This is a genomic window from Prevotella sp. LMAG:51 (assembly GCF_008680225.1).
Classification (GTDB): domain Bacteria; phylum Bacteroidota; class Bacteroidia; order Bacteroidales; family Bacteroidaceae; genus Prevotella; species Prevotella pectinovora.
The window spans coordinates 1-21439 of sequence record NZ_NALQ01000011.1; the positions used below are offsets into that span (position 1 = coordinate 1).

Genomic DNA, 21439 nt, shown 5'->3' on the forward strand with positions numbered 1-21439 from the left:
ACATTGAGGCAGGAAAGCCTTGCCTGCTACAGCCTGAGAGAGTGAACAAAGACCAAACATATAAGTTTGCTGGCATCACCGCATCCTCTTGGTATGAGGACGAAGGTAATCCGAAGGATACTGTAGGACAGACAAGGGTGACAGGATTCTTCTCTCCGACCATCGTCAAGTCGGGGTCTTACGTTTTCAGTGCTGACGAAATTTATCATCTCAGGTCAGATATGGAAGCCAAAGGATTCCGTATGTATTTCGAAGATGTAGCCAGTTCGCAGTCAGCTCGCGAACTTACATGGAGCGTTGATGAGAATCCATCAGAGACCAACGACATCTCTTCTGTTCCCAATTCCTCAAGCGCCACCATCGGCGATGTGTATAGCATCAATGGTCAGCGTGTTCGCCATCGTTCCAATTCAACGAAACTGACACCGGGAGTATATATAGTGAACGGCATAAAACTCATCGTGAAATAAAAACCAAGACCTTATGAAAACATACATAAAGCAACATATAGTCGCATTAGCGGCACTGCTCGTTCTCATGGTGACGCAGGCGTTCGCAGCGGAGACAAACCTTCTGAGCAATTACACGCCTAACGGCTCGTCGTTCTCGAAGCAAACAACAATTGACTTCCAGAAACAGACATTCAAGGCGGTGCTCGACCTCAGCACCTGCCAGAGCACCACAACATACGAGAACGTGCTCTCTATCGGTGACAACTTGCAGGGTACAAATGAATGGGGAAATGCTAACGTCATCCACCTCTTCTATACTAAGAGCAGCAATACCTTGCAGGTGAACTGCTTCAATGGTGGCGCAAGCAACACTTACCGTGAAGACCACACCAACATCTCCGGTGAAACTACTATAGAGTTGAACTCGAACGGTCTGTATCTTAACGATACGAAGATTTGCGATGCATCAAATATCAGCAATATCCTAAGCCTTACGTCTATTAAGTATGGTAGCACTCAGGGCAGTACACGCTCATGGGCTACATACAAGTCAGTTAGCCTCATCACAAAGGAGACTACTGGTGGCACAACTACTCCAACGACAACTTTCTCTGTTCCGGCATACGGTTCCACATATTATATATGTCCTGCCGGTTATCCTACAAGATGCTTCACTGTTTCTACATCTAACAATGATGAGGAGATTACAGTAACCGCCAAGTCAGACGGCAATACCGGACAGCAGTGGATAACAAAGCAGGGCAAGTATTCTACAAGATATCCTTGGCATATTGTCAATGTGATGTCTTCCAAGGCTCTTGACATGGCAGGCAACAACACTAATGTAATGCCACTCCAGTGGACATCCGAAAACGATTACAATGGTGGTAAGGCTAACGTAAACCAAGAATGGAAATTTGATGAGGTAGATGCGACACAGCACACATATAAGATTTACGCTTATACACAGAATAAAACTTATTACCTCACATACGATGGAACCGACGGCGGCAAGCTTGGTCGTACAACAGATTCAAATAGAGCAACAGCCTTCGGCTTCATCAAAGTAGAGGGATCAACTGGTGGCGGTAGCACCGGTGGTACAACCTCTTCTGACCACGGTTCTTTCAGCGTTAGCTGGATAAGCAATCAGAACAAGGTGGGCGACTATAAGGAGGACGCTCACGCTACATTCATCCCTTACGTTTCTGTAGAGCAGATGAAGGCAGACGCTAAGCACTACGCAGAGCCTTGGCAGCAGCCCGACGAGACAAAGGCTGAATATATCAACCTCAACGGAACATGGAAGTTCAAGTATGTTGCAGGAACATCATCATGGTATAGTTCAACCCCCGGTGCAAGTGAGTTCCAGGCAAAGGACTATAACGACAGCGGTTGGGACGACATCCGTGTGCCGCTCTCTTGGGAAATGGCCAACTATGGCAAACCAGTATACACCAACGTTGGTTATCCGTTCAGCAACAACCCACCTAATGCGAACTCTGGAATGTCAGAGTATGGCGTAACAGACCACAACGCAACGGGCTTCTATCGCCGTACCATCAACATTCCTGCGACATGGAAGGACAAGCGTGTGTTTATCCATTTCGACGGTGTATACAGCGCTGCTGTAGTATGGGTTAATGGCAAATACGTAGGCTACTCGCAGAGCTCTAACACCGACGCTGAGTTCGACATCACCGGCTTCGTAACTACCGGCGACAACCAACTCTCGGTACGTGTATATCGTTGGTGCGACGGTTCGTATCTCGAAGGTCAGGATATGTGGCACCTCTCTGGTATTCACCGCGACGTATATCTCGTGGCTACTCCGAAGGTGTTCGTGTCGGACCACTATATAACATCTTCGCTCAACAACGACGCTACAAGCGGCAGTATGTCGGTGAAGCTGACTGTAGACAACCGCAACACCGTCTCTACAACCAAGACTCTGCAGGTGTCGTTGCTCGATGCTGACGACAATCAGATTGCTACCGGAACACAGACATACAGCGGAACATCAACAGCAGAAAAGACTGTTACACTCAGCGGTCTCAGCAACCTGCGTCCATGGAGCGCAGAAGATCCGTATCTCTACACCGTCGTTGTAAGTCAGAAGGACGAGAACGGAGCTGAGGAGATGGCATTCTCTACAAAGTACGGCTTCCGCAATATCACAAAGAGTGGCAACCTCATCTACATCAACAACAAGCGTGTCTACTTCAAGGGCGTGAACACTCAGGACACTCACCCAGAGTATGGTCGTGCCATCGACATGGAGACCATGATGAAGGACCTCACAATGATGAAGAAGGCTAACGTGAACACCGTGCGCACATCGCACTATCCGCGTCAGCCGAAGATGTACGCTATGATGGACGCTCTCGGCTTCTACGTGATGGACGAGGCTGACGTGGAGTGCCACTACAACCAGAACTTGTCAAGCAACAGCAGTTGGATAACAGCTATGGACGATCGCACAAAGCGCATGGTGCTGCGCGACCGCAACCACCCGAGTGTAATCTTCTGGTCGTTGGGCAACGAGTGCGGCGGCGGTAGCAACTTCTCTACTACATACAATACGTGTAAGAACCTCGACTCACGCTTCGTTCACTATGAGGGAGCAGGAAGCGGAACAAATTACTCCGACCTCGGTTCTAACATGTATCCAACCGTTTCGTCAGTACAAGGAAACAGAAGCGGACTGAACGGCAAGCCTTACTTTATCTGCGAGTATGCTCACGCAATGGGTCAGGCTGTCGGTAACTTGAAGGAATACTGGGATGTGATTGAGAACAGCACCGGCATCATCGGCGCTTGTATCTGGGACTGGGTAGACCAATCGGTTTACGACCCTGCAAGGCTTGTTAACCGTCAGAAGAAGAGCGAAAACGGCTTCAACTACTGGGTGTCTGGCTATGACTACAACTCAACAAGCGGTATAAACTATGGCTTCCAAGGCAACTTCCTCAACAACGGTATCATCACACCAGACCGCACATGGACTGGCAAGCTCTCTGAGGTGAAGAAGGTGTACCAGAATGTGAAGTTCAGCGACTTCAGCGCTTCTGCTAAGTCTGTAAACATCGCGAACAAGTATGCGTTTATGCCTATCTCATCAGACAACTTCGACATCGCTTATCGCGTGATGAAAGACGGTCGCCTGATGGAGGAAGGAACTCTTGCTTCATTCCAGACTATCGCTGCAGGTTCTTCAGCAACTGTAACCTTGCCAATAAATGCAGCAGTGGACAACAGCGCAGAGTATCTTGTAAACATAGAACTGCGCATAAAGAAGCCGACAAATGGCGCTGCCGACTGGACTACATGGGCAGAGGAAGGCTACAGCATCGCTGACGCACAGTTCTCGCTCTCTGAGCAGAATACCTCTAACGGCACAGCCAAGGGTACAGACGGCACAATGGGATTCCCGGTGCTGCCAAGCTACACTTCAGCAGGTGGCCCGTTGAGCGTAAGCGGCAATACCGTAACAGGTACAGACAACAACGGCAAGGCATATTCTATTGTGTTCAATTCATCAGGCAAGATGACCTCATGGACATACGATGGCAAGAACCTTATCGCAGCAGGTCCAGACTTCAATAGCTACCGTAAGGTGGACAATGACCGTAACTTCAGTCCTTCGTTCAGCAATTCATCAAGCCTCAGCATCACAAGAGCACTCGCAAAGAGCGGTAACAATGCCAAGATGTCTGTCAATGGTTCGGCAACAGGCTGCAGCTACACCATCGATTACACATTCTACCCTGACGGCACTGTAGACATGAAGGTGACATTCTCGCCAAGCGAAACACTCGCTCGCATCGGCTTGGGCATGCAGTTCGCTTCCGGCTTCGAGAACGTGGAGTTCTATGCCCGCGGTCCTCGTTCTAACTACAGCGACCGCAAGACAGGTTCTTATCTCGGACGCTTCACCACTACGGTAGACGACATGGTGGACGAGATGATACACCCCCAGACATTCGGTGACCATGAGGATATGCGTGAGCTTATTCTCACCAACAAGGCTTCTAACGTGCAGATCGGAATCAAGGCAGGCGGAAGAGCATCATTCTCTCTTTCACACTACGACGAGACAGAATGGTGCACATCAGGCGACTCGATGTGGAACACTAATCTCCACTGGTACGACCTGACACGCGACCCGCAGGTTTACGCTCACTTCGACTATATGCAGCGCGGCCTCGGCAACAACTCATGTGGTGGCGACAGCTGTCTGTCTGATTATGTGTGTCCATCATCTGGAAATTATAGCTACACATTGCGATTCACACCACAATCAGGTGGAAATGTGCAGATAACAGAATAATATTTGCAGAAAGGTTCTCTGATTTGAGAATAAACGTCAATCCCAACCGGTCTTTATATTCAGACCGGTTGGGACTAAAATAAAGAAACTCTCCCGATAGGCTACAGGCAAAGACTTGATGCTTATCGGGAGAGTTATTTTTTTGTGGATTAATCCAAGCTTATCAGTTGTTTTCAGGACGGAGCTGACGCACGGTCACTCCGGTGCGCCACATTTCGCTTTCACGCATAGCTTTCAGTTCGGCGTTAAGCTTCTCGCGGTAGTCAGGCTTTGAGTTGCTGTCGATAGAAATCTGAGCCTCCTTGCCAGTCTTTACAGAGAGGTAGAGCCACTCCATGACAGGCTTGATGGCCTCGCGGAAACGCGGAGCCCAGTCGAGAGCGCCACGCTGGGCTGTAGTAGAACAGTTGGCATACATCCAGTCCATTCCCTTCTCGCCGAAGAGAGGCATGAGGCTCTGTGTAAGTTCCTCTATGGTCTCGTTGAAAGCCTCTGATGGAGAGTGTCCATGCTCACGGAGCACCTCATACTGAGCCTCGAACAATCCCTCGATGGCACCCATCAGCGAACCGCGCTCACCGGTGAGGTCGCTTGTAGCCTCACGCTGGAAAGTGGTCTTGAAGAGATAGCCCGAACCGATGCCGATGCCCAATGCCAAAGTCTTCTCCTCAGCCTTGCCCGATGCATCCTGATATACGGCATAAGAGCAGTTCACGCCACGTCCCTCGCGGAACATGGTGCGCAGAGAGGTGCCCGATCCCTTTGGTGCCACCATGATGACATCCACATCCTCTGGAGGCACCACACCGGTGCGGTCGTTCCAGTTGATGGCAAAGCCGTGAGAATAATACAGAGTCTTGCCCTTGGTGAGATATTTCTTTATCTTAGGCCATACCTGTATCTGACCGGCGTCTGAGAGCAGCATGCAGATCACGGTACCCTTCTCTGCAGCCTCCTCGATAGAGAAGAGACTCTCGCCCGGCACCCATCCGTCAGCCACTGCCTTGTCGTAGGTCTTGCCCTGGCGCTGACCAACAATCACGTTGAAACCGTTGTCGCGCAGGTTGCAAGCCTGGCCAGGTCCCTGGATGCCATAGCCAAGCACAGCTATTGTCTCGTTCTTCAATACTTCATGTGCCTTCTCCAAGGAAAATTCCTTGTTGGTGACTACCGTTTCGATAACGCCACCGAAATTCATTTCTGCCATATTTGTTTTGTTTTAGTTATGTGCCCTCAGGCACTTATGTTCTTTTTACCTTATAACCATTAACGATCCAATGACCGTTAATGGTGTATTTTATATATACTGCTATCAGCCTTTATTATATCTTCTCGAACTTCAACATACATCTGACCACTTCAGCATCCACGGTCTCGGCGTTTGTCTTCGTTACCCTTACGCAGACCGTATCGTCGTCGCGCTCTTCGGTATAGAAATTCAGTTTGTCGCCGCAGTAGCTTTCTGCCACATACGCTATGTCAAAGCGTCTGATGCGGAATTTGCGGTAGTGGTCGATATCGAAGAGGTCGAGGATATGCTCGATGTATTTGATGCTGTTGATATGACCGTTCACGTCAACGTCGCAGTAATACGTGTCGATTGTCCTTGCGAGCTTCGCCTCCTTGCCCATCTTCACTCTCGACAGGCCTTCGATAGGGCATTCCTTGTCTTTCTCTATATACCGTTCTATCTCACCGTCTCTGATGGCGAGGATATTCTGCGGCTGTCTCGTTTCCGTGTCTATCATCGCCCACACGCTCTTGCCGTAGCCGTATGTGCGGCTGTCATCAGTGCTGCAGATGCGGAAGTTTCTGTTGGTGAAGAATCTCAAGGCGCTTTCCACCCATGTCTCCACACTGAACTTCTCGTATGCCGCCGGCATGTCGTCCATCTCTATCGCCAGTCGCGACAGCACCCAGGTCTTGTGGATAGGGTTGAGATAGTTCATACCGAAGTCGCGGTCGTTGGAATGGAAATCCGCCGCATTGAGCAAGTGGTTGCCCAGATGTCCCATGAAGAGCTTCTTTGAGAAGTCGCAATGGAACGGTTCCGACAGGAAGTCATATCTTCCGATTTTTCCTAATGTTGCCATTTTCTTCTATCTTTATTGGTTTTTCATGTTGTTCTCGCGCATTGATATCAAGTCGTTCACTTCTTCCACAGGATTCCTCGTTATGGCTATTCTTCCGCTTCGAGTATACTGCAGCACGCAGTTTCTTTCCTGCAGATTGGTGTAAAGGGCGATGATGTCTTTTGTCACGCCGCTCAGCATGGCTGTGCAGAACGTAGGGTTCACCTCGATGATCTGTGCGTCGGCACGGCGTATTATCTTTGAAATCTCCGGATTCTCCATCACGACAGGCGTTGACAGCTTGAACAAAGCATCTTCGCGGATGAATATCTGGTCGTCGGTATAGTAGTCGGCCTTTATCACGTCCACCTTTTTCTCTATCTGCTTCGTTATCGTCTTCACCTGTTCCTCGTCGCTCCATGTGGTGATGGTGTATTTGTGTACACCCTCTATGCTTGAAGCCGAAGCGTTGATGCTCTCGATGTTCACCTGTCTGCGGGTGAATACGGCGGTCACCTGGCTCAGCATGCCCACCATGTTTTCTGTATAAATGAGCAGAGTATATAATTTCTTGTCGTTGTCCATTTCTGTAGTCCTTTATTCTTTGAAATCCTCTTTTCCGAGAATCATCTCGTTGATAGGTTTGCCGGGAGGCACCATCGGCATCACGTTGTCCTCCTCCAAGACAGCACATTCAAGGACATACGGTCCGTCGGTGCTGAGCATCTTCTCTATTTCCCCCTTCAGTTCCTCGTGGGTCACGGCGAGTCCATACGGTATGTTGTAACCCTTGCAGATAAGCTCGTATTGCGGGTTCATCATCCTTGTGAACGACCTTCTGCCTCCGAAGAACATGTCTTGCCATTGGCGCACATTGCCGAGATAGTTGTTGTTGAGCAGGATAACCTTCACCGGTGTCTGCTGTTCCATAATGGTGCCGAGCTCCTGTATGTTCATCTGGAATCCACCGTCGCCGGTAAACATGCACACCGTGCGGCCAGGTGCTCCGAATGTGGCACCGATGGCAGCAGGCAGTCCGAAGCCCATAGTGCCGAGTCCGCCGCTTGTCACTAACGAGAGCGGTTTGGCGAATTTGAAATATCTGCAAGAGAACATCTGGTTCTGTCCCACATCATTCACCATCACCGTATTGTCGTCGGTAGCTTCAGCCACGGCGTTCACCACTTCTGCCATGAGCAGGAATTTGCCTTTCGGATGGATGGCAGGCTCTATCACACGTTCACGTTCCGTTTCGTACAGAGGCTTGAAACTGTCTATCCATTCTTTATGGCTGTTCTTGTGGACGAGAGCCGTAATCTTGGGCAGCGACTCCTTGCAGTCAGCAACGATGGCAATGTCGGTCTTCACATTCTTGTCAATCTCCGAAGCGTCGATGTCGAGATGGATTATCTTTGCCTGTTTGGCATAAGTAGCCACATTGCTCGTCACCCTGTCGCTGAATCTCATTCCTATGGCAATCAGCAAGTCGCATTCCTGTTCCTTTATGTTCGGTGCATAGTTGCCGTGCATGCCGAGCATTCCCATATTCAGCGGATGGTCGGATGGCAGGGCAGATAATCCCATGAGAGTCCTTGCTGCCGGTATGTCGGCCTTCTCCAGAAACTCCTTCAGTTCCTCCTGGGCATTTCCAATCTCCACACCATGACCGACGAGGGCAATCGGCTTCTTCGATTTGTTGATGAGCTCCGCCGCAAGCCTCGTCTTCTCTTCGTCCGGCTGCGGATAGGCATTATAGCTTCTGATGAAGTCGATGTGTTGAGGCTCATATTCAGTAAGAGCCTGCTGTATGTTCTTCGGGAAGTCGATGACCACAGGTCCCGGTCTTCCTGATTTAGCTATATAGAATGCCCGGCTGATAGCCCAGGCTATATCCTCCGGTCTTCTTATCTGGTAGCTCCATTTGCATATCGGCTGTGCGAGACAGGCGAGGTCTACCTCCTGAAAGGCGTCTGTGCCCAGAGCGCTGATGCCCACCTGTCCGGCAATGACCACAATAGGAGTGGAGTCTGTGAGCGCATCGGCAACACCCGTCACGGTGTTGGTGGCTCCAGGACCGCTTGTCACGATACATACTCCAACCTTTCCGCTCACCCTTGAATATCCTTCTGCAGCATGTGCCGCCGCCTGTTCATGGCGCACAAGGATATGGTTGAACACCTTGTTGTCGCCGCGGGTATAGTGGTATAACGCATCGAACACCGGCATTATCGCTCCTCCAGGATAACCGAAGATGGTATCCACCCCTTCGTTTGCCAATGATCGCATCAGCGCCTCCGCACCGGTTATCTTCTCTCTTGCCATTCTTCTCTTACAATTTGTTGATTTGTGTTTCGTGCTTCAATTCCAATCCGCTTTACGGGTTGGGGCTCACTGTGGCGTCAGCCTATTCTATTATTCTGACGCCACCCTTGTCGGCAGAGCTTACACTCTGTGCGTATGCTCTGAGAGCCTTGCTCACCGTGCGCTGGCGGGTCATCGGGCGTTGTTCCCTTGCCGCCAGTTCTTCGTCGGTCAGCTTCACGTTTATCGTTCTGTCAGGTATGTCAATCTCTATGATGTCGCCATCTGTTATCTTTCCGATGTTTCCACCGGCTGCCGCTTCCGGCGATATATGTCCGATGCTGAGTCCCGATGTGCCTCCGCTGAATCGTCCGTCTGTTATCAGCGCACATTCCTTACCCATGTGCATGCTCTTGATATACGAAGTGGGGTAGAGCATCTCCTGCATTCCCGGACCGCCCTTCGGTCCTTCGTGGGTTATCACCACGCAGTCGCCTTTCTTCACCTTTCCGCCAAGGATTCCCTCGCAGGCATCCTCCTGGGAATCGAATACCTTTGCCGGTCCTTCGAAGTGCCACAATGCAGGGTCCACTCCGGCAGTTTTCACCACGCATCCGTCCTGTGCGATGTTTCCGAACAGCACGGCAAGTCCACCGTCTTTCGTATAAGCGTGGCCGAGGTCGCGTATGCAGCCCTCGCTGCGGTCGGTGTCGAGCGTCTCCCATTTTTCGTCTTGTGATCCCATCTTGGTAGAGAACTTTCTTCCGGGAGCGCTGCGGTATATCCTGTCAGCCTCTTCGTCGACTGCAGATTTCGTGATATCGTATTTTTCGAGCTGTTCGCCGAGAGTCTTTCCGTCAGCACGTTTCACGCCTTTGTGTATCAAACCGCCCTTTGCCAGTTCGTTCAGAATTCCAAAGATTCCACCGGCACGGTTGCATTCCTGAATGCTGTATTTCTGTGTGTTCGGCGAGAGCTTGCACAGACAAGGCACCTTACGGCTCAACCTGTCGATATCGCTCATCGTGAACTCCACGCCGCCCTCCTGTGCCACGGCGAGCAGATGTAGCACGGTGTTTGTGCTTCCTCCCATCGCTATATCGAGAGTCATGGCGTTGAGAAAAGCTTCCCTTGTGGCAATGTTTCTCGGGAGCACGCTGTCGTCGCCATCCTCATAATATTTCATGGCGTTTTCCACTATCAGGTGTGCGGCGTCTTTGAAAAGCTTTATTCTGTTTTTGTGGGTGGCGAGAATCGTTCCGTTACCCGGCAGACTCATGCCGATTGCCTCTGTAAGCGAGTTCATGGAGTTTGCCGTGAACATACCTGAACAGCTACCGCAGCCAGGACAGGCACAACTTTCAATCTCCTTCAGTTCTTCGTCGCTTACGCTCTTGTCGGCACCGTTCACCATGGCGGTGATGAGGTCAGCGTTTGCGCCTTTCCAGCGTCCCGCTTCCATCGGTCCGCCACTGCAGAAAACGGTAGGTATGTTAAGTCTCATTGCCGCCATAAGCATTCCCGGCGTCACTTTGTCGCAGTTTGATATGCATATCATGGCGTCAGCCTTGTGGGCGTTAACCATGTATTCCACGGAGTCGGCAATGATATCTCGTGAAGGCAGGGAATACAACATTCCGTCGTGTCCCATCGCTATTCCGTCGTCGATGGCGATAGTGTTGAACTCGGCGGCATAGCATCCCATTTTCTCTATTTCTTCTTTTACGATTTGTCCGATGTCGTGCAGATGAGTATGTCCGGGCACGAATTGAGTGAAAGAGTTGACGATGGCAATGATTGGCTTGCCGAACTGTTCGTGTTTCATTCCTGCCGCCACCCAGAGGGCTCTGGCTCCTGCCATTCTCCTTCCTTCGGTGCATACCGCACTTCTCAACTTATTCTTCATCTTATTCCTTTTTTAGTATTAAGCTAATACCTCGTATTGCAAATTTGTGTTTGAGCGTTTATGATTGTACGCCAAAAATAATGCTATTGTTGTATATCGGACAAATGCCCTTGCATTTGCCTACAAAGGTACTTGTTTTTCCGAACAATAGAACAAAATGACACACGTATTTTCTTTTTTAAGATACATTTAGAACAAAAAAACTTAAAAAAATAAAGAAATGTCAGAATAATGACACATTATGATATGAAGTGTGCAATGCGGATGTCAGCGTGTTATCTTGCCCTCAATATTATACACCTCCTCTTCGTCCGCCATATGTCGCAGCACACGTTCTATCGACGGCATGTCGAAATCGAGGGTGTAAAGTTCCTTTATGTGATGAGGCTTCTTGTCTTCGAGCAGTTTCAGAATGGCGAGTCTTATATCCTTGTCTCTCTGTTTGTCCTCTCTTGTTCTCTTTTTCTGTTCTATGCACACGTCACATTGTCCGCATCTCTCAGACCGTGTCTCTCCGAAGTAGTTGAGCAACTGCTGGCTGCGGCAAACCTTTTCGCTCTCGGCGTATGTCACCACAGCCTCAAGGCGCTTCTCAGCCAGTTTCTTTCGCCAGTCATACACTTTCATCGGGATGACAATCTCCTCGAAGTCAACGCGGCTTTGCGTATATTTGATGTGTGGTATGCTCTTGCGGGGTATGAAATGTATGATATGCTTTCTGCTCAGGGTCTTCAGTATTTCATGAGTCTGCTGGTCGTCCACACCGCTCTGCTGTGCGATAAGCGCCTCTTCGATATAGGCATAATCGGAGAACATGCCGCTGTAGTTTCTGAGTGCTGCCACAACGACGGCGTTCTCTTCATCGGTCATGTCTTTCAGGCGATAAAGGTCGTTGCGTCCGATGAGGAAACGCATCCTTGCCTTGTTGTCGCTTGCCTCGCTGTATTCTATGTATCCGGATTTTTCAAGAATCTTGAGTGCCGATTCCACTCTTGCCGGATAGTGTTTGAAGTTTCTGCAGAATTTGTCGAGGTTGAATTCGAAAGTCCTTTCGAAGCCGCAGCCCACGGCGAGTTGGAAGAAATACGCAAGATGTTCATACACGGTCTTGATATATTCCTTGTCAGGATACTGGTCGGCGATGCGGCGCTGCAGTATCGACTTGTCTCTGCCGTTGAAAAGCAATACGGCATAAGCCTTGTTTCCGTCTCTGCCTGCGCGCCCGGCTTCCTGGAAATAAGCCTCTATGGAGTCAGGACTGTCGATATGTATCACGACCCTCACGTCCGGCTTGTCTATACCCATGCCGAAGGCATTGGTGGCTACCATCACCTTCACCTTGTCCTCCTGCCACATTGACTGCCGCAAGTCTCTCACAGCATGGTCGAGGCCGGCATGATAGAAGGTGGCGCTGATATTGTTGTCGTTGAGATATTCAGCCACTTCTTTGGTCTTCTTCCTGCTGTAGACATACACGATTGCCGAACCGCTGAGCGATCGTATGATATGTGCAGCCTGTTCGAGCTTGTCGTCGGCTGTCCTGACGATATACGCTATGTTTTTCCTCATGAAGCTCATGCGGAATACGTTCTTTTCCTTGAAGTTGAGTTGTTTCTGTATGTCGTCAATGGCGGGTAGGGTGGCGGTGGCTGTAAGTGCGAGGACAGGTGCGTCCGGCTTTATCTTTCTGATTTCGGATATTGCCAGATATGATGGTCTGAAGTCATATCCCCATTGGCAGATACAGTGGGCTTCGTCAACGGTTATGAAGCTCACGGTCATGTGGCTCAGTTTGCTGAGAAACAATTCTGACGACAGTCTTTCGGGGGATATATATAATAAGGTGACGCCACCGAGCACGGCATTGTCGAGAATCTTCAGTATCTCAGTATGTTTCATGCTGCCATAGATGGCGTATGCCTTCACCCCCTTCTTTCTCAGAGCGTCCACCTGGTCTTTCATCAGCGCTATGAGTGGGGTGATGACGAGGCATACCCCCTCCATGACGATGGCAGGCACCTGGAAGGTGATAGACTTTCCACCGCCGGTAGGCATCAGTCCGAGAGTGTCTTTCCCGGCACAGATGCTTTCAATGATGTCTCTTTGTATTCCTCTGAAGTCAGGGTAGCCCCAATACTCCTTAAGAATCCTGAGGTATTTGTCGTCTGCCATCTGCCAGTGTTATAATGTTCAAGCCTGTCCCTCTGTCGGCTGTATGTCTTCTATCTGCAGCTGCACGTCGTTGTGTTTGAAGATATTGTCCTCTATGGTATATGCGATGTTGAAGCTGCGTTTCGACTTGATGTATCGTGCTGCGGCACTTTGTCCGAAGGCGATGCCGCTCATCACGTTGTTCGACTTTGAGTCTACGAGTTCCAGTTTGATGTGTTCCTGCTCTCTGCCCACCACCTTGCTCGTGCCGAAGTCGTATACGTTCATTGTGGCAAACATCGGTTTTGTGTTGCCCGGTCCGAAGGGGCCGAACTTCTTGAGTTCGCTGTGCATCTTCTTCGTGATGTCCTTCAGGTCTATCACGGCGTCGATGTTGAGTGCCGCTTCGGTGTGTTCCGGCAGTATATGTTCCTCCACGTATGCCTGGAACCTGTCTCTGAATTCCTTCACGTCGTCCCATCTCAGCGTCAGTCCGGCTGCATAGGTATGGCCGCCGAAGTTCAGCAGCAGGTCACGGCAGCTCTTTATGGCGGCATATATGTCGAATCCCGCCACGCTTCGTGCCGAACCGGTGGCGAGCTCGCCGTCGCGTGTCAGCACTACGGTAGGCCGCACGTAGATTTCCGTCAGTCTGGAAGCCACGATTCCTATCACGCCCTTTTTCCAGTTCTCGTCGTAGAGCACTATGCTCGAGTGTTTCTGCTGGCTCTCCAGTCTGCCCACAATCAAGTTCGCTTCCTCGGTCATCTGCTTGTCTATGTCCTTGCGCTGCTCGTTGTATTCGTTGATGTGTTTCGCCTTGTCGAAAGCCACGGCGAAATCCTTTTCCACGAGCAGGTTCACGCTCTCCCTTCCGTTCTCCATACGTCCGGAAGCGTTGATCCTCGGTCCGATTTTGAACACGATGTCGCTCATCGACAGCGTGCGTCCGTTCAGTCCGCAGATGTCGATGATGGCTTTCAGTCCGATGTTAGGGTTCTGGTTCAGCTGTTTCAGTCCGTGGTAGGCAAGAATCCTGTTCTCTCCCGTCACCGGTACGATGTCGGCAGCGATGCTCACGGCGCAGAAGTCGAGCAGCGGTATCAGTCTTGAGAAAGAAATGCCGTTGCTCTTTGCAAACGCCTGCATGAATTTGAATCCCACACCGCATCCGCACAGATGTTTGAAAGGATAGGTGTCGTCTTCTCTTTTGGGGTTCAGAATAGCGGCAGCTTGTGGCATTTCCTCATCCGGCACGTGATGGTCGCAGATGATGAAGTCTATGCCCAGCTCTTTGGCGTATTCAATTTCTTTTATCGCCTTTATTCCACAGTCGAGTATTATTATCAGTCCCACACCCGTTTCGTGGGCGAAGTCGATACCCTTACGGCTCACTCCATATCCCTCGTCGTAGCGGTCGGGAATGTAGTAGTCGATGTTGGAGTAATACTGCTGTAAGAACTTGTAAACCAATGCGACGGCAGTACATCCGTCCACATCGTAGTCACCATACACCATGATGCGTTCCTTGCGCCCCATGGCTTCGTTGAGTCTTTCCACCGCGGCGTCCATGTCCTTCATAAGGAAAGGGTCGATGAGATCGTTGAGCTGCGGATGGAAGAATTTCTTTGCGTCCTCTTCCTTTATTCCGCGCTTCGCCATTATCGTCGCTATCACGGGGCTGACTTTCAGGTTGTCAATCAGTTTTTCTGCATCTTTCTTTTGTTCTGGTGTAGGTGGATCGTATTTCCATTTAAAATGCATTTATATATTCTTTTTATTTCCTTCGCGAATGTCTTTGTAGGGCATTTCAAGGCACGTAGCCTAAGCCTTCAGGCCAAAGAGCGTGTAAAGTTACGAAAATTTGCTCAAATACTTATGTTACCCGCAGGTTTTTTATATAATTTTTAGGCAAGTAGACAAGTATGCAAGTAGACGAGTAGGCAAGGGTATATGTCTCGACTTGTACGTTTCAGCAATAATCCTGTCTGTCAACAAATGGAAGCAATATCCTTGTTTGTTCGTCTGTCCGTAATTTTTTTTGAAAATATCCCTGCCAAATGTCCGAAATCCTTTTCTTTGGCGTTATATATATAAACGAGAGATGAAACCAGAAGAGTTCAACCATACATATTATCCTGCCTCTTAGACAAGAGTTGCTGTCGCGGGCCTTTGGCATGACCGGAAACGGAGAAGATGCCGAGGACCTCGTGCAGGAAGCGATGCTGAGGCTATGGAAAAGGCGCGACTCGCTGGATGCTTCAGACAATATAAAAGCACTTCTCTATACGATATTGCGCAATGCCTTCTATGACGACAGGCGCCGGCAGCAACGGCATCCTTCAGCCGAATTGTCAGAGGGTGACGCCGGTTTTGAGGAGCGAGGCGTGGAGACTCTCGACGAGATGGCACTGATACGGAATATAGTGGAACACCTTCCGCCGTTGCAGCGCCAGCTGTTCAGAATGAAAGAGATAGAGGGCTATGATGCCGGAGAGATAATGCAGATAACGGGCTGTACAGCCGACAATCTGAGAAAGAACCTCTCAAGGGCGCGTCTGAAGATAAGAGATACTTATATGAAACTGATGAAAGGAGCAAGAGATGAAAAATGATATTAATGACAACAGAACGGCTCATATTGCGGAACTGCTGGAGAAATATATCGGCGGTGAGACCACTATGGCGGAGGAAGATTTTCTGAGAACTTATTTCAGAGAACATTCGGGTGATATTCCGGCGGAATGGAAACCATACAGGGTCATGTTCTGCTTCGTGGATGCAGAGAGGAAAACGGTTCGTGACGAAACTGATGACATTGCTGCTGAAGCGAAGCCTGAAACCGCCGGCAAGACCGTCGGTCTGCACCGCAAGGTAGCCCTCTGGCTGTCGGCTGCTGCAGCTGTGGCGTTATTGTTGGTCTTTTTCCTTCCGTCGCACCAGAGTGATGCGGTGTGCTATATGGTTGAATGACTATTCCTAAAATTAGTTGACAGAATTGGATGCGATTAACTAATTAGGTTTACTACTTTTATTCAGTTCTCTGTTTTACTTTACAAGTTCTGTTAGTTGAACTGATTTGTTTTACAAGATTTCATCAGTAAACTGATTTGCTTTACTACCTTCTCGCATTCCAATTGCAAAGTTAATGATTATTCCTTTGATTAGTGCAAGAAATAAAAATATTTCGTAATTTTGCTGTCAGAAGCCGAAGAGGAAGCGAGCTCTGCTGAGGAGCAACTCGCCAGCAATAGGTTTCTGCATCACACTGAAATAGTGGTATGGGCGTTGTCTTTCGGGGCAGCGCCCATTATTTTAGGAGATGCTGTATGGCTAAGAAAAACCTATCAGCTGCCTGTGGCAGCAGGTCTGTTCCATGGATTGCACCAACACCTTTTTTGTTCTCCAACTTCTGTATGTACCGTTTCGGGAGTCTTGTATCCAATGCTCATATGCGGACGTTCTGTATTATAGAAACGTATGATACGAGTCAGTTCTTCCTTACAATTCTCTATTGACGGTATGCTCATCTTGTAGAGCCATTCTGTTTTGATGATGCCATTGGCGCGTTCTGCAATGGCATTTTCGAGAGGATCACCGCTTTGGGTCATGCTTATCATTATATTATGTGCCTTTAGCTCCTTAACGTATGCAGCACTACAGTACTGGCTTCCTCTATCAGAATGATGGATGAGACGGGATGCTGTTTCATCGTCAATTGTTGCCAGTGCCATACGCAGTGCCTCCAATGGGTATATGGTTTCCAAGGTCGGTCCTACTGCCCATCCCACAATCTTATGAGAATAGGCATCCGTGATAAGCGACAAGTAACACACACCCTCAGTTGTTTCTATGTACGTTATGTCACTGACCCATATTTCGTTAGGTCGCATGGGAACCACATCCTTTATCAAGTTGTCATACTTGTGGTAATGATGACTGGAGTCAGTTGTCTTGTAGTGACGACGTCTTTTCAACTGCACCATCAATCCATTGGCACGGAGCAATTCTATGAACGCATCTCGTCCAGGCATACGATCAGTGGATTCAAACAAGCGTTTGACGATGAGGTATAGTTTGGCACAACCAAGTCCAGGGTTATCCTTACGGTATTCTCTGGCCTTCTCCACTATCATGGTTTCTAAGGCATTATCGACAAATTCATTGTCTGGATCTTCACGGTTGTAGAACGACTGTCTGCTATAACCAAACAGCCTGCAAAGGGTATTCATCGATGCTGGTGAAGACTCTTCGCGGAGCAGACTTACTGTTTGGTGCCAGATTTTTTTCTTATTGGAATATTGAATCGTTCTTCTGCAAGGTTAATCATTGTGTCGTAGGCATGGGCACGTAGTTTCTCTAGTTCTGCCTCTTTTCTTGCTTTCTTGAGCTCTGCTTTCAATTCTCTGATCTGCTCGTCTTTACTTTTGTTTGCCATAGTGTCATCGTTGTTCTCCTGCAAAGATACTAAACGATTTTCAGAAAGATAACGACCTACCCAAGAAAACAGCACCTGAATGTTGGAAATATGATGTTTCTCAACTAATTCCTCAGGCGTATTCTCGCCTTTAAGGAAATCAAGTGCAGCAAGTACTCGATCTTCTTCATCATGAATGTAGCGAGTGGATTCTACCCATACCCATTCATACTGACCTGTCGCTTCATTTAGGACACGATCTCTTTCACGTTTTACTTTTGTTCTCATACACTTTTGTTTTAGGCATCCAAAAGTGTCAAGTTTTTTTAGGGTAAGTCAGAAGACGGAAAAGTGTACACCGACAAGCGCTTGGTGCATGCAGAAGCTGCTGAGGCATTGCGCAACGTCGGTGAAATGGCAGACGATGATCCGTTTGAGGCTATGCGGATGATGAGGTGACTTGTTGTTGGAGAATGGTGATGTATGTAGAATTTTAATGTCAATGACTATGAAACGATATTTGTTTAGACGCATGATGTTCATGGCTGTGCTTCTGATGCTTGCCGTTGCAGCGATGGGACAAAAGGGACTCAACGTTGACAATGTGTTCCAGCGATATGGCAGAGCCAAGGGATGCAAGATGGTGGTGATGGAAAACACCACGCTGCATGGCTATAAACTCAGAGTGTATAAGAGTCTGGTATACAAGAAGCTACACCATGCGGTGAAGCCATATCTCGATGCCGACAGGAAGAATGCCAAGAAGGTGCGCGAGGTAATCGACGGTGGTGAACTTGTGAGTGGATATTACATGATGAAACCTTTGCCGGGCGGTTACAACAGATACATCCTCTTCAGCTATGTGGACAGCCGTAAGGGTACGGTGATATATATAGAGGGGAAACTGTCGCCCGACGACATACTGAAACTCTGTTATTCCAAGTATTGAGGGCTGCCCTCCGGAAATCCACTGAAAAAACAACCCGTCCTGACCTTTATGAAAGGCAAAAACATTTTCACAGGATGTCAATTTGATAATAAAAAAACTTGAAATATGAAGAAATTACTATTGTTGGCTGCGTTCTTGCCGCTTTTGGGAGAGGCAGCAGAGAAAGAAGACACGATGTTTGTGGTGAAAGACAAAAAAATCGTAGTAGACGTGGATGGCAGCAAGACCAACGTCAAGGTGTTCGGCAACGACGGAGTGGAGCAGACGAAGGTCAGCGAAATGAACTTCGTGGATGGCCAGGAAGTGGAACAGGTATATGTGGGTTCGCCATTCCTGCCAACAAGCAATCTGCAGCACATCGATTTCGCCCCACGTTATCCTACGGTATGGTTCGGTATGGCAAACATCACCGGCAAGGTGTTCGGCACGAGCCAGCTCCACCACGCAAGGTTTTCAAAGTCGTTTGAATTTGGTGTCACCCCTTATTACATGTCGGTGCCGTTCAACAAGCAGAGAAGTATGGGATTCAGTATCGCAGCCCAGCTTGTGTGGAGCCACCTCTGCTTTCAGAAAGACTATGTCGTGACGGAAACCGGCGGCAAATGGGATTTCGTGAAGATGGACCAGCGAGCCGACGGCAACAATATCAACTATATGTCGTTCCGTCTGCCCATGATGTTCACCGTGGATGGCAGCTATGACTTCTATTTGGGGCTGGGACTGTCGCCCGAGATCCGTACCAATGCCTGGTATAAGATGAAAGGAAACATATCGGCAGACGAGACCTACAAGCTCAACCGTCTGGGACTTAACATGTCGGTAGTCTGGGGAATCGGTCCGCTTGTCTTCAGCGGTTCGCTGGGTCTAACGCCACTTTTCAAGACAGTCAACGGCAAGAAGGCATATCAGAACTCCTGTTCTGTAGGAGTGGATGTCCTGTCGCTCGTGAAACTCATCAACTCAAGCAAAAAGAAGAACAAGAATAAAATCGATTTCTAGAATTGATTTTTATTTTTGTAACATGTTTTTACTCTTTGTACGATATTTGCATGGCAAGACAGATGATAAAAACGACAATAGAGACAATAGACAAGTTACTAAACAATGTTATCCTACATGGCAAAGTCTGCGGATGTCATCGTCAAACGTGTCGCGGTTAATGGCACGCGTACGCATAGCCGACTTGTAGTTGTAGATGGTCTGCGTGGAATAAAAGAGCAGCGTGGCTATCTCCTGACTGTCCGTCACACCCAGTCGCATAAGGGCATAAATGCGTGCTTCCGTGGTGAGTGAGTTAGGAGAAGGCAGTTCTATTTTGGCTTCAGGCAGGAGCAAGGCGTTCAACTCGTCCACGAAGCCGGGATAGAGTTCGATGAACGCCCGATCGAATCGGGTATGGAAGGTGGTGGCTTCCTCCTCCGCCAGCTTATAGCAGTTGATGGTCTTGAGAAGATCCGCCGCCTGATTGGTCTTAATCTTACGGCTCACGAGCTTGCGGTATTCGATGAGTTTGCGGATATACACGGCGCTGATGTCCATGAACAGCCGCATGTAAGTCTCGTGTCGGTGGTTGGTGGCAATGAGTTTTTCGTTCAGTTCGGTGAGCTGTCTGTTCTGGCTTCTCACCTCACGTCGGCTTTTAGCCAGCCACTTGTTCTGCTTATATCTGAAGAAAGCCATTGCGAAGAGCACGAGCGCCATAAAGCTGACCACCGCCAGCACGCCCCTCACGATGCGCTCCTTATGCGCTAGCGCCTCTTGGTTGGCAGTGGCGATGATGGGTAGGATGCTCGAAATCTCGAGCATTCGCAGTCGGTTGTTATAGAACTTTGCGTCTTCCATCGAGCAATAAATGTATCGTGCGGCGTGTTCTGCATACTTCGGGTCCTTCTTATATAAATATGTGGAGAACTCCTGCAATGCCAGATTCTCCTTCAACGGACACACCATATCCGATATGGCAGCCTCTATGATGAATTTCTCGTAGAGCTGCGTTTTTCCCATTTCGCGATAATAGCGTGCAATACCGTATGCTGCCGACGCATGCACACGGCTGTTTACCGGGCTATGCTTAAGGGCTGTGGTGTACTGGCTGAGCACGTTCTTGCCCAAGGGATTTTCCATGAAGGCAAGTTCGGCGTTGAGATAAGCATGCAGGGCGAGGTCGTCCTTGCTGGTGGCATTGACCGTCAGTCTCAGAAAGTGATGCTTCTTATTGTGCAGGTCGTCCTTAAATTCCGACTTGTCGCAGAACGATTCCCAGTAATTGTATAGCCATGTGAAGGTGTAATAATAGTATTGTTTGAGACGTGGCGGAACGCCTTCCTTGCCAATTTCGTTTAGAAGAGATTCCGACTGGCTGTAGAGTCCGCCCGTCGACAGCACGGCAGCACGATTGATGAGGTTGAGCGTGGTGTAGTAAGCGTCATTGTCGCTCCGTGAGAGAGCCAGTCCATGGTCAGCGTAGACCAAAGCCGAGTCGTAACGATACGTATAGTATTCGCGATAGATGCTGTTGAGTATGGCTAATCGTGCCGCATTGTCATCGGCAGTCCTAAGGCGCAGCTTCAGCTGTTTCAGCTTTTCTTCCTTCTGTTTTGCATAAACGTCACGCTTCTCAATGTAGCTGTCGAGAAGTTCCAGAAGGTGTCGTTCGTCCGTGATGTCCGTAGTGGCCAATGTCTGTTTTGCCATAGCAGACACGGGCATAAGGATAAGAAGAATGAAAAGAAACAGTTGCATAACTATGTTTTTTAGGTTTTACGCAGCAAATTTAGCATTTATATCCGAAATAAAACTATCTACTTTGATAAAAAATGTAAACCAACGAACATCTTGTATATTAGCAAGTTATGCTTTTA

16 protein-coding genes are annotated in these 21439 nt (G+C 48.9%); 6 read left to right on the forward strand and 10 right to left on the reverse strand.

What is annotated here, in order from left to right:
• Positions 1–470, forward strand: a 470-nt coding sequence (locus CCC32_RS03815; protein ID WP_502705601.1) for a hypothetical protein, incomplete at its 5' end; no start/stop codon positions are given.
• A 13-nt stretch (positions 471–483) separates the two neighbouring features.
• On the forward strand, positions 484–4782 hold the full coding sequence (locus CCC32_RS03820; RefSeq protein ID WP_287072441.1) for a glycoside hydrolase family 2 TIM barrel-domain containing protein: 4299 nt from the start codon (positions 484–486) through the stop codon (positions 4780–4782).
• Between the two features lie 163 nt (positions 4783–4945).
• Here the strand turns inward: CCC32_RS03820 and ilvC are convergent, their stop codons facing one another.
• From ilvC to recJ, 7 genes are all read right to left on the reverse strand, one after another.
• Entirely contained in the window at positions 4946–5989 is a 1044-nt protein-coding gene (ilvC, locus tag CCC32_RS03825) for a ketol-acid reductoisomerase (RefSeq protein ID WP_022316384.1), read from the reverse strand.
• A gap of 115 nt (positions 5990–6104) precedes the next feature.
• Positions 6105–6875, reverse strand: a complete 771-nt coding sequence (locus CCC32_RS03830; RefSeq protein WP_044074044.1) for an acyl-[acyl-carrier-protein] thioesterase — start codon at positions 6873–6875, stop codon at positions 6105–6107.
• 12 nt (positions 6876–6887) lie between these two features.
• Entirely contained in the window at positions 6888–7439 is a 552-nt protein-coding gene (ilvN, locus tag CCC32_RS03835) for an acetolactate synthase small subunit (RefSeq protein WP_022316386.1), read from the reverse strand.
• 12 nt (positions 7440–7451) lie between these two features.
• Positions 7452–9176, reverse strand: coding sequence for a biosynthetic-type acetolactate synthase large subunit (gene ilvB / locus CCC32_RS03840; protein ID WP_022316387.1), 1725 nt, complete (start codon positions 9174–9176; stop codon positions 7452–7454).
• An 82-nt stretch (positions 9177–9258) separates the two neighbouring features.
• Positions 9259–11061 (reverse strand): dihydroxy-acid dehydratase, encoded by a 1803-nt coding sequence (gene ilvD, locus CCC32_RS03845; RefSeq protein ID WP_044073618.1) that lies wholly within the window; start codon positions 11059–11061, stop codon positions 9259–9261.
• Positions 11062–11328: 267 nt separating this feature from the next.
• On the reverse strand, positions 11329–13233 hold the full coding sequence (locus CCC32_RS03850) for a RecQ family ATP-dependent DNA helicase (protein ID WP_287072450.1): 1905 nt from the start codon (positions 13231–13233) through the stop codon (positions 11329–11331).
• Positions 13234–13251: 18 nt separating this feature from the next.
• The gene (recJ, locus tag CCC32_RS03855; RefSeq protein ID WP_022316390.1) at positions 13252–14976 is read right to left on the reverse strand and encodes a single-stranded-DNA-specific exonuclease RecJ; all 1725 of its coding nucleotides are present in this window, start codon (positions 14974–14976) and stop codon (positions 13252–13254) included.
• 374 nt (positions 14977–15350) lie between these two features.
• Here recJ and CCC32_RS03860 point away from each other — a divergent pair, with 374 nt between their 5' ends.
• Both CCC32_RS03860 and CCC32_RS03865 read left to right on the forward strand, forming a co-directional pair.
• Positions 15351–15827 (forward strand): GFO_1088 family ECF-type sigma factor, encoded by a 477-nt coding sequence (locus tag CCC32_RS03860; RefSeq protein WP_502705603.1) that lies wholly within the window; start codon positions 15351–15353, stop codon positions 15825–15827.
• Positions 15817–16185, forward strand: a complete 369-nt coding sequence (locus CCC32_RS03865) for a PG0215 family putative anti-sigma factor (protein WP_287072455.1) — start codon at positions 15817–15819, stop codon at positions 16183–16185. Before CCC32_RS03860 ends, CCC32_RS03865 begins: the two co-directional genes overlap by 11 nt.
• A 374-nt stretch (positions 16186–16559) precedes the next feature.
• On the opposite strand, the gene CCC32_RS03870 is transcribed toward CCC32_RS03865, so the two are convergent.
• Positions 16560–17444 (reverse strand): IS3 family transposase, encoded by an 885-nt coding sequence (locus tag CCC32_RS03870; protein WP_287072457.1) that lies wholly within the window; start codon positions 17442–17444, stop codon positions 16560–16562.
• 32 nt (positions 17445–17476) lie between these two features.
• Positions 17477–17917 (reverse strand): hypothetical protein, encoded by a 441-nt coding sequence (locus CCC32_RS03875; RefSeq protein WP_052484576.1) that lies wholly within the window; start codon positions 17915–17917, stop codon positions 17477–17479.
• Positions 17918–18137: 220 nt separating this feature from the next.
• On the opposite strand from CCC32_RS03875, the gene CCC32_RS03880 reads away from it, so the two are divergent.
• Together CCC32_RS03880 and CCC32_RS03885 are read left to right on the forward strand one after the other, a co-directional pair.
• Complete coding sequence (locus CCC32_RS03880) at positions 18138–18578, forward strand: DUF6108 family protein (RefSeq protein ID WP_044080279.1); 441 nt, start codon at positions 18138–18140, stop codon at positions 18576–18578.
• A 105-nt stretch (positions 18579–18683) separates the two neighbouring features.
• Positions 18684–19577 (forward strand): hypothetical protein, encoded by an 894-nt coding sequence (locus tag CCC32_RS03885; protein WP_287072460.1) that lies wholly within the window; start codon positions 18684–18686, stop codon positions 19575–19577.
• 108 nt (positions 19578–19685) lie between these two features.
• Here CCC32_RS03885 and CCC32_RS03890 read toward each other — a convergent pair whose 3' ends face one another.
• Entirely contained in the window at positions 19686–21320 is a 1635-nt protein-coding gene (locus CCC32_RS03890; protein ID WP_287072462.1) for a SusR-related protein, read from the reverse strand.
• Positions 21321–21439 lie beyond the last annotated feature (119 nt).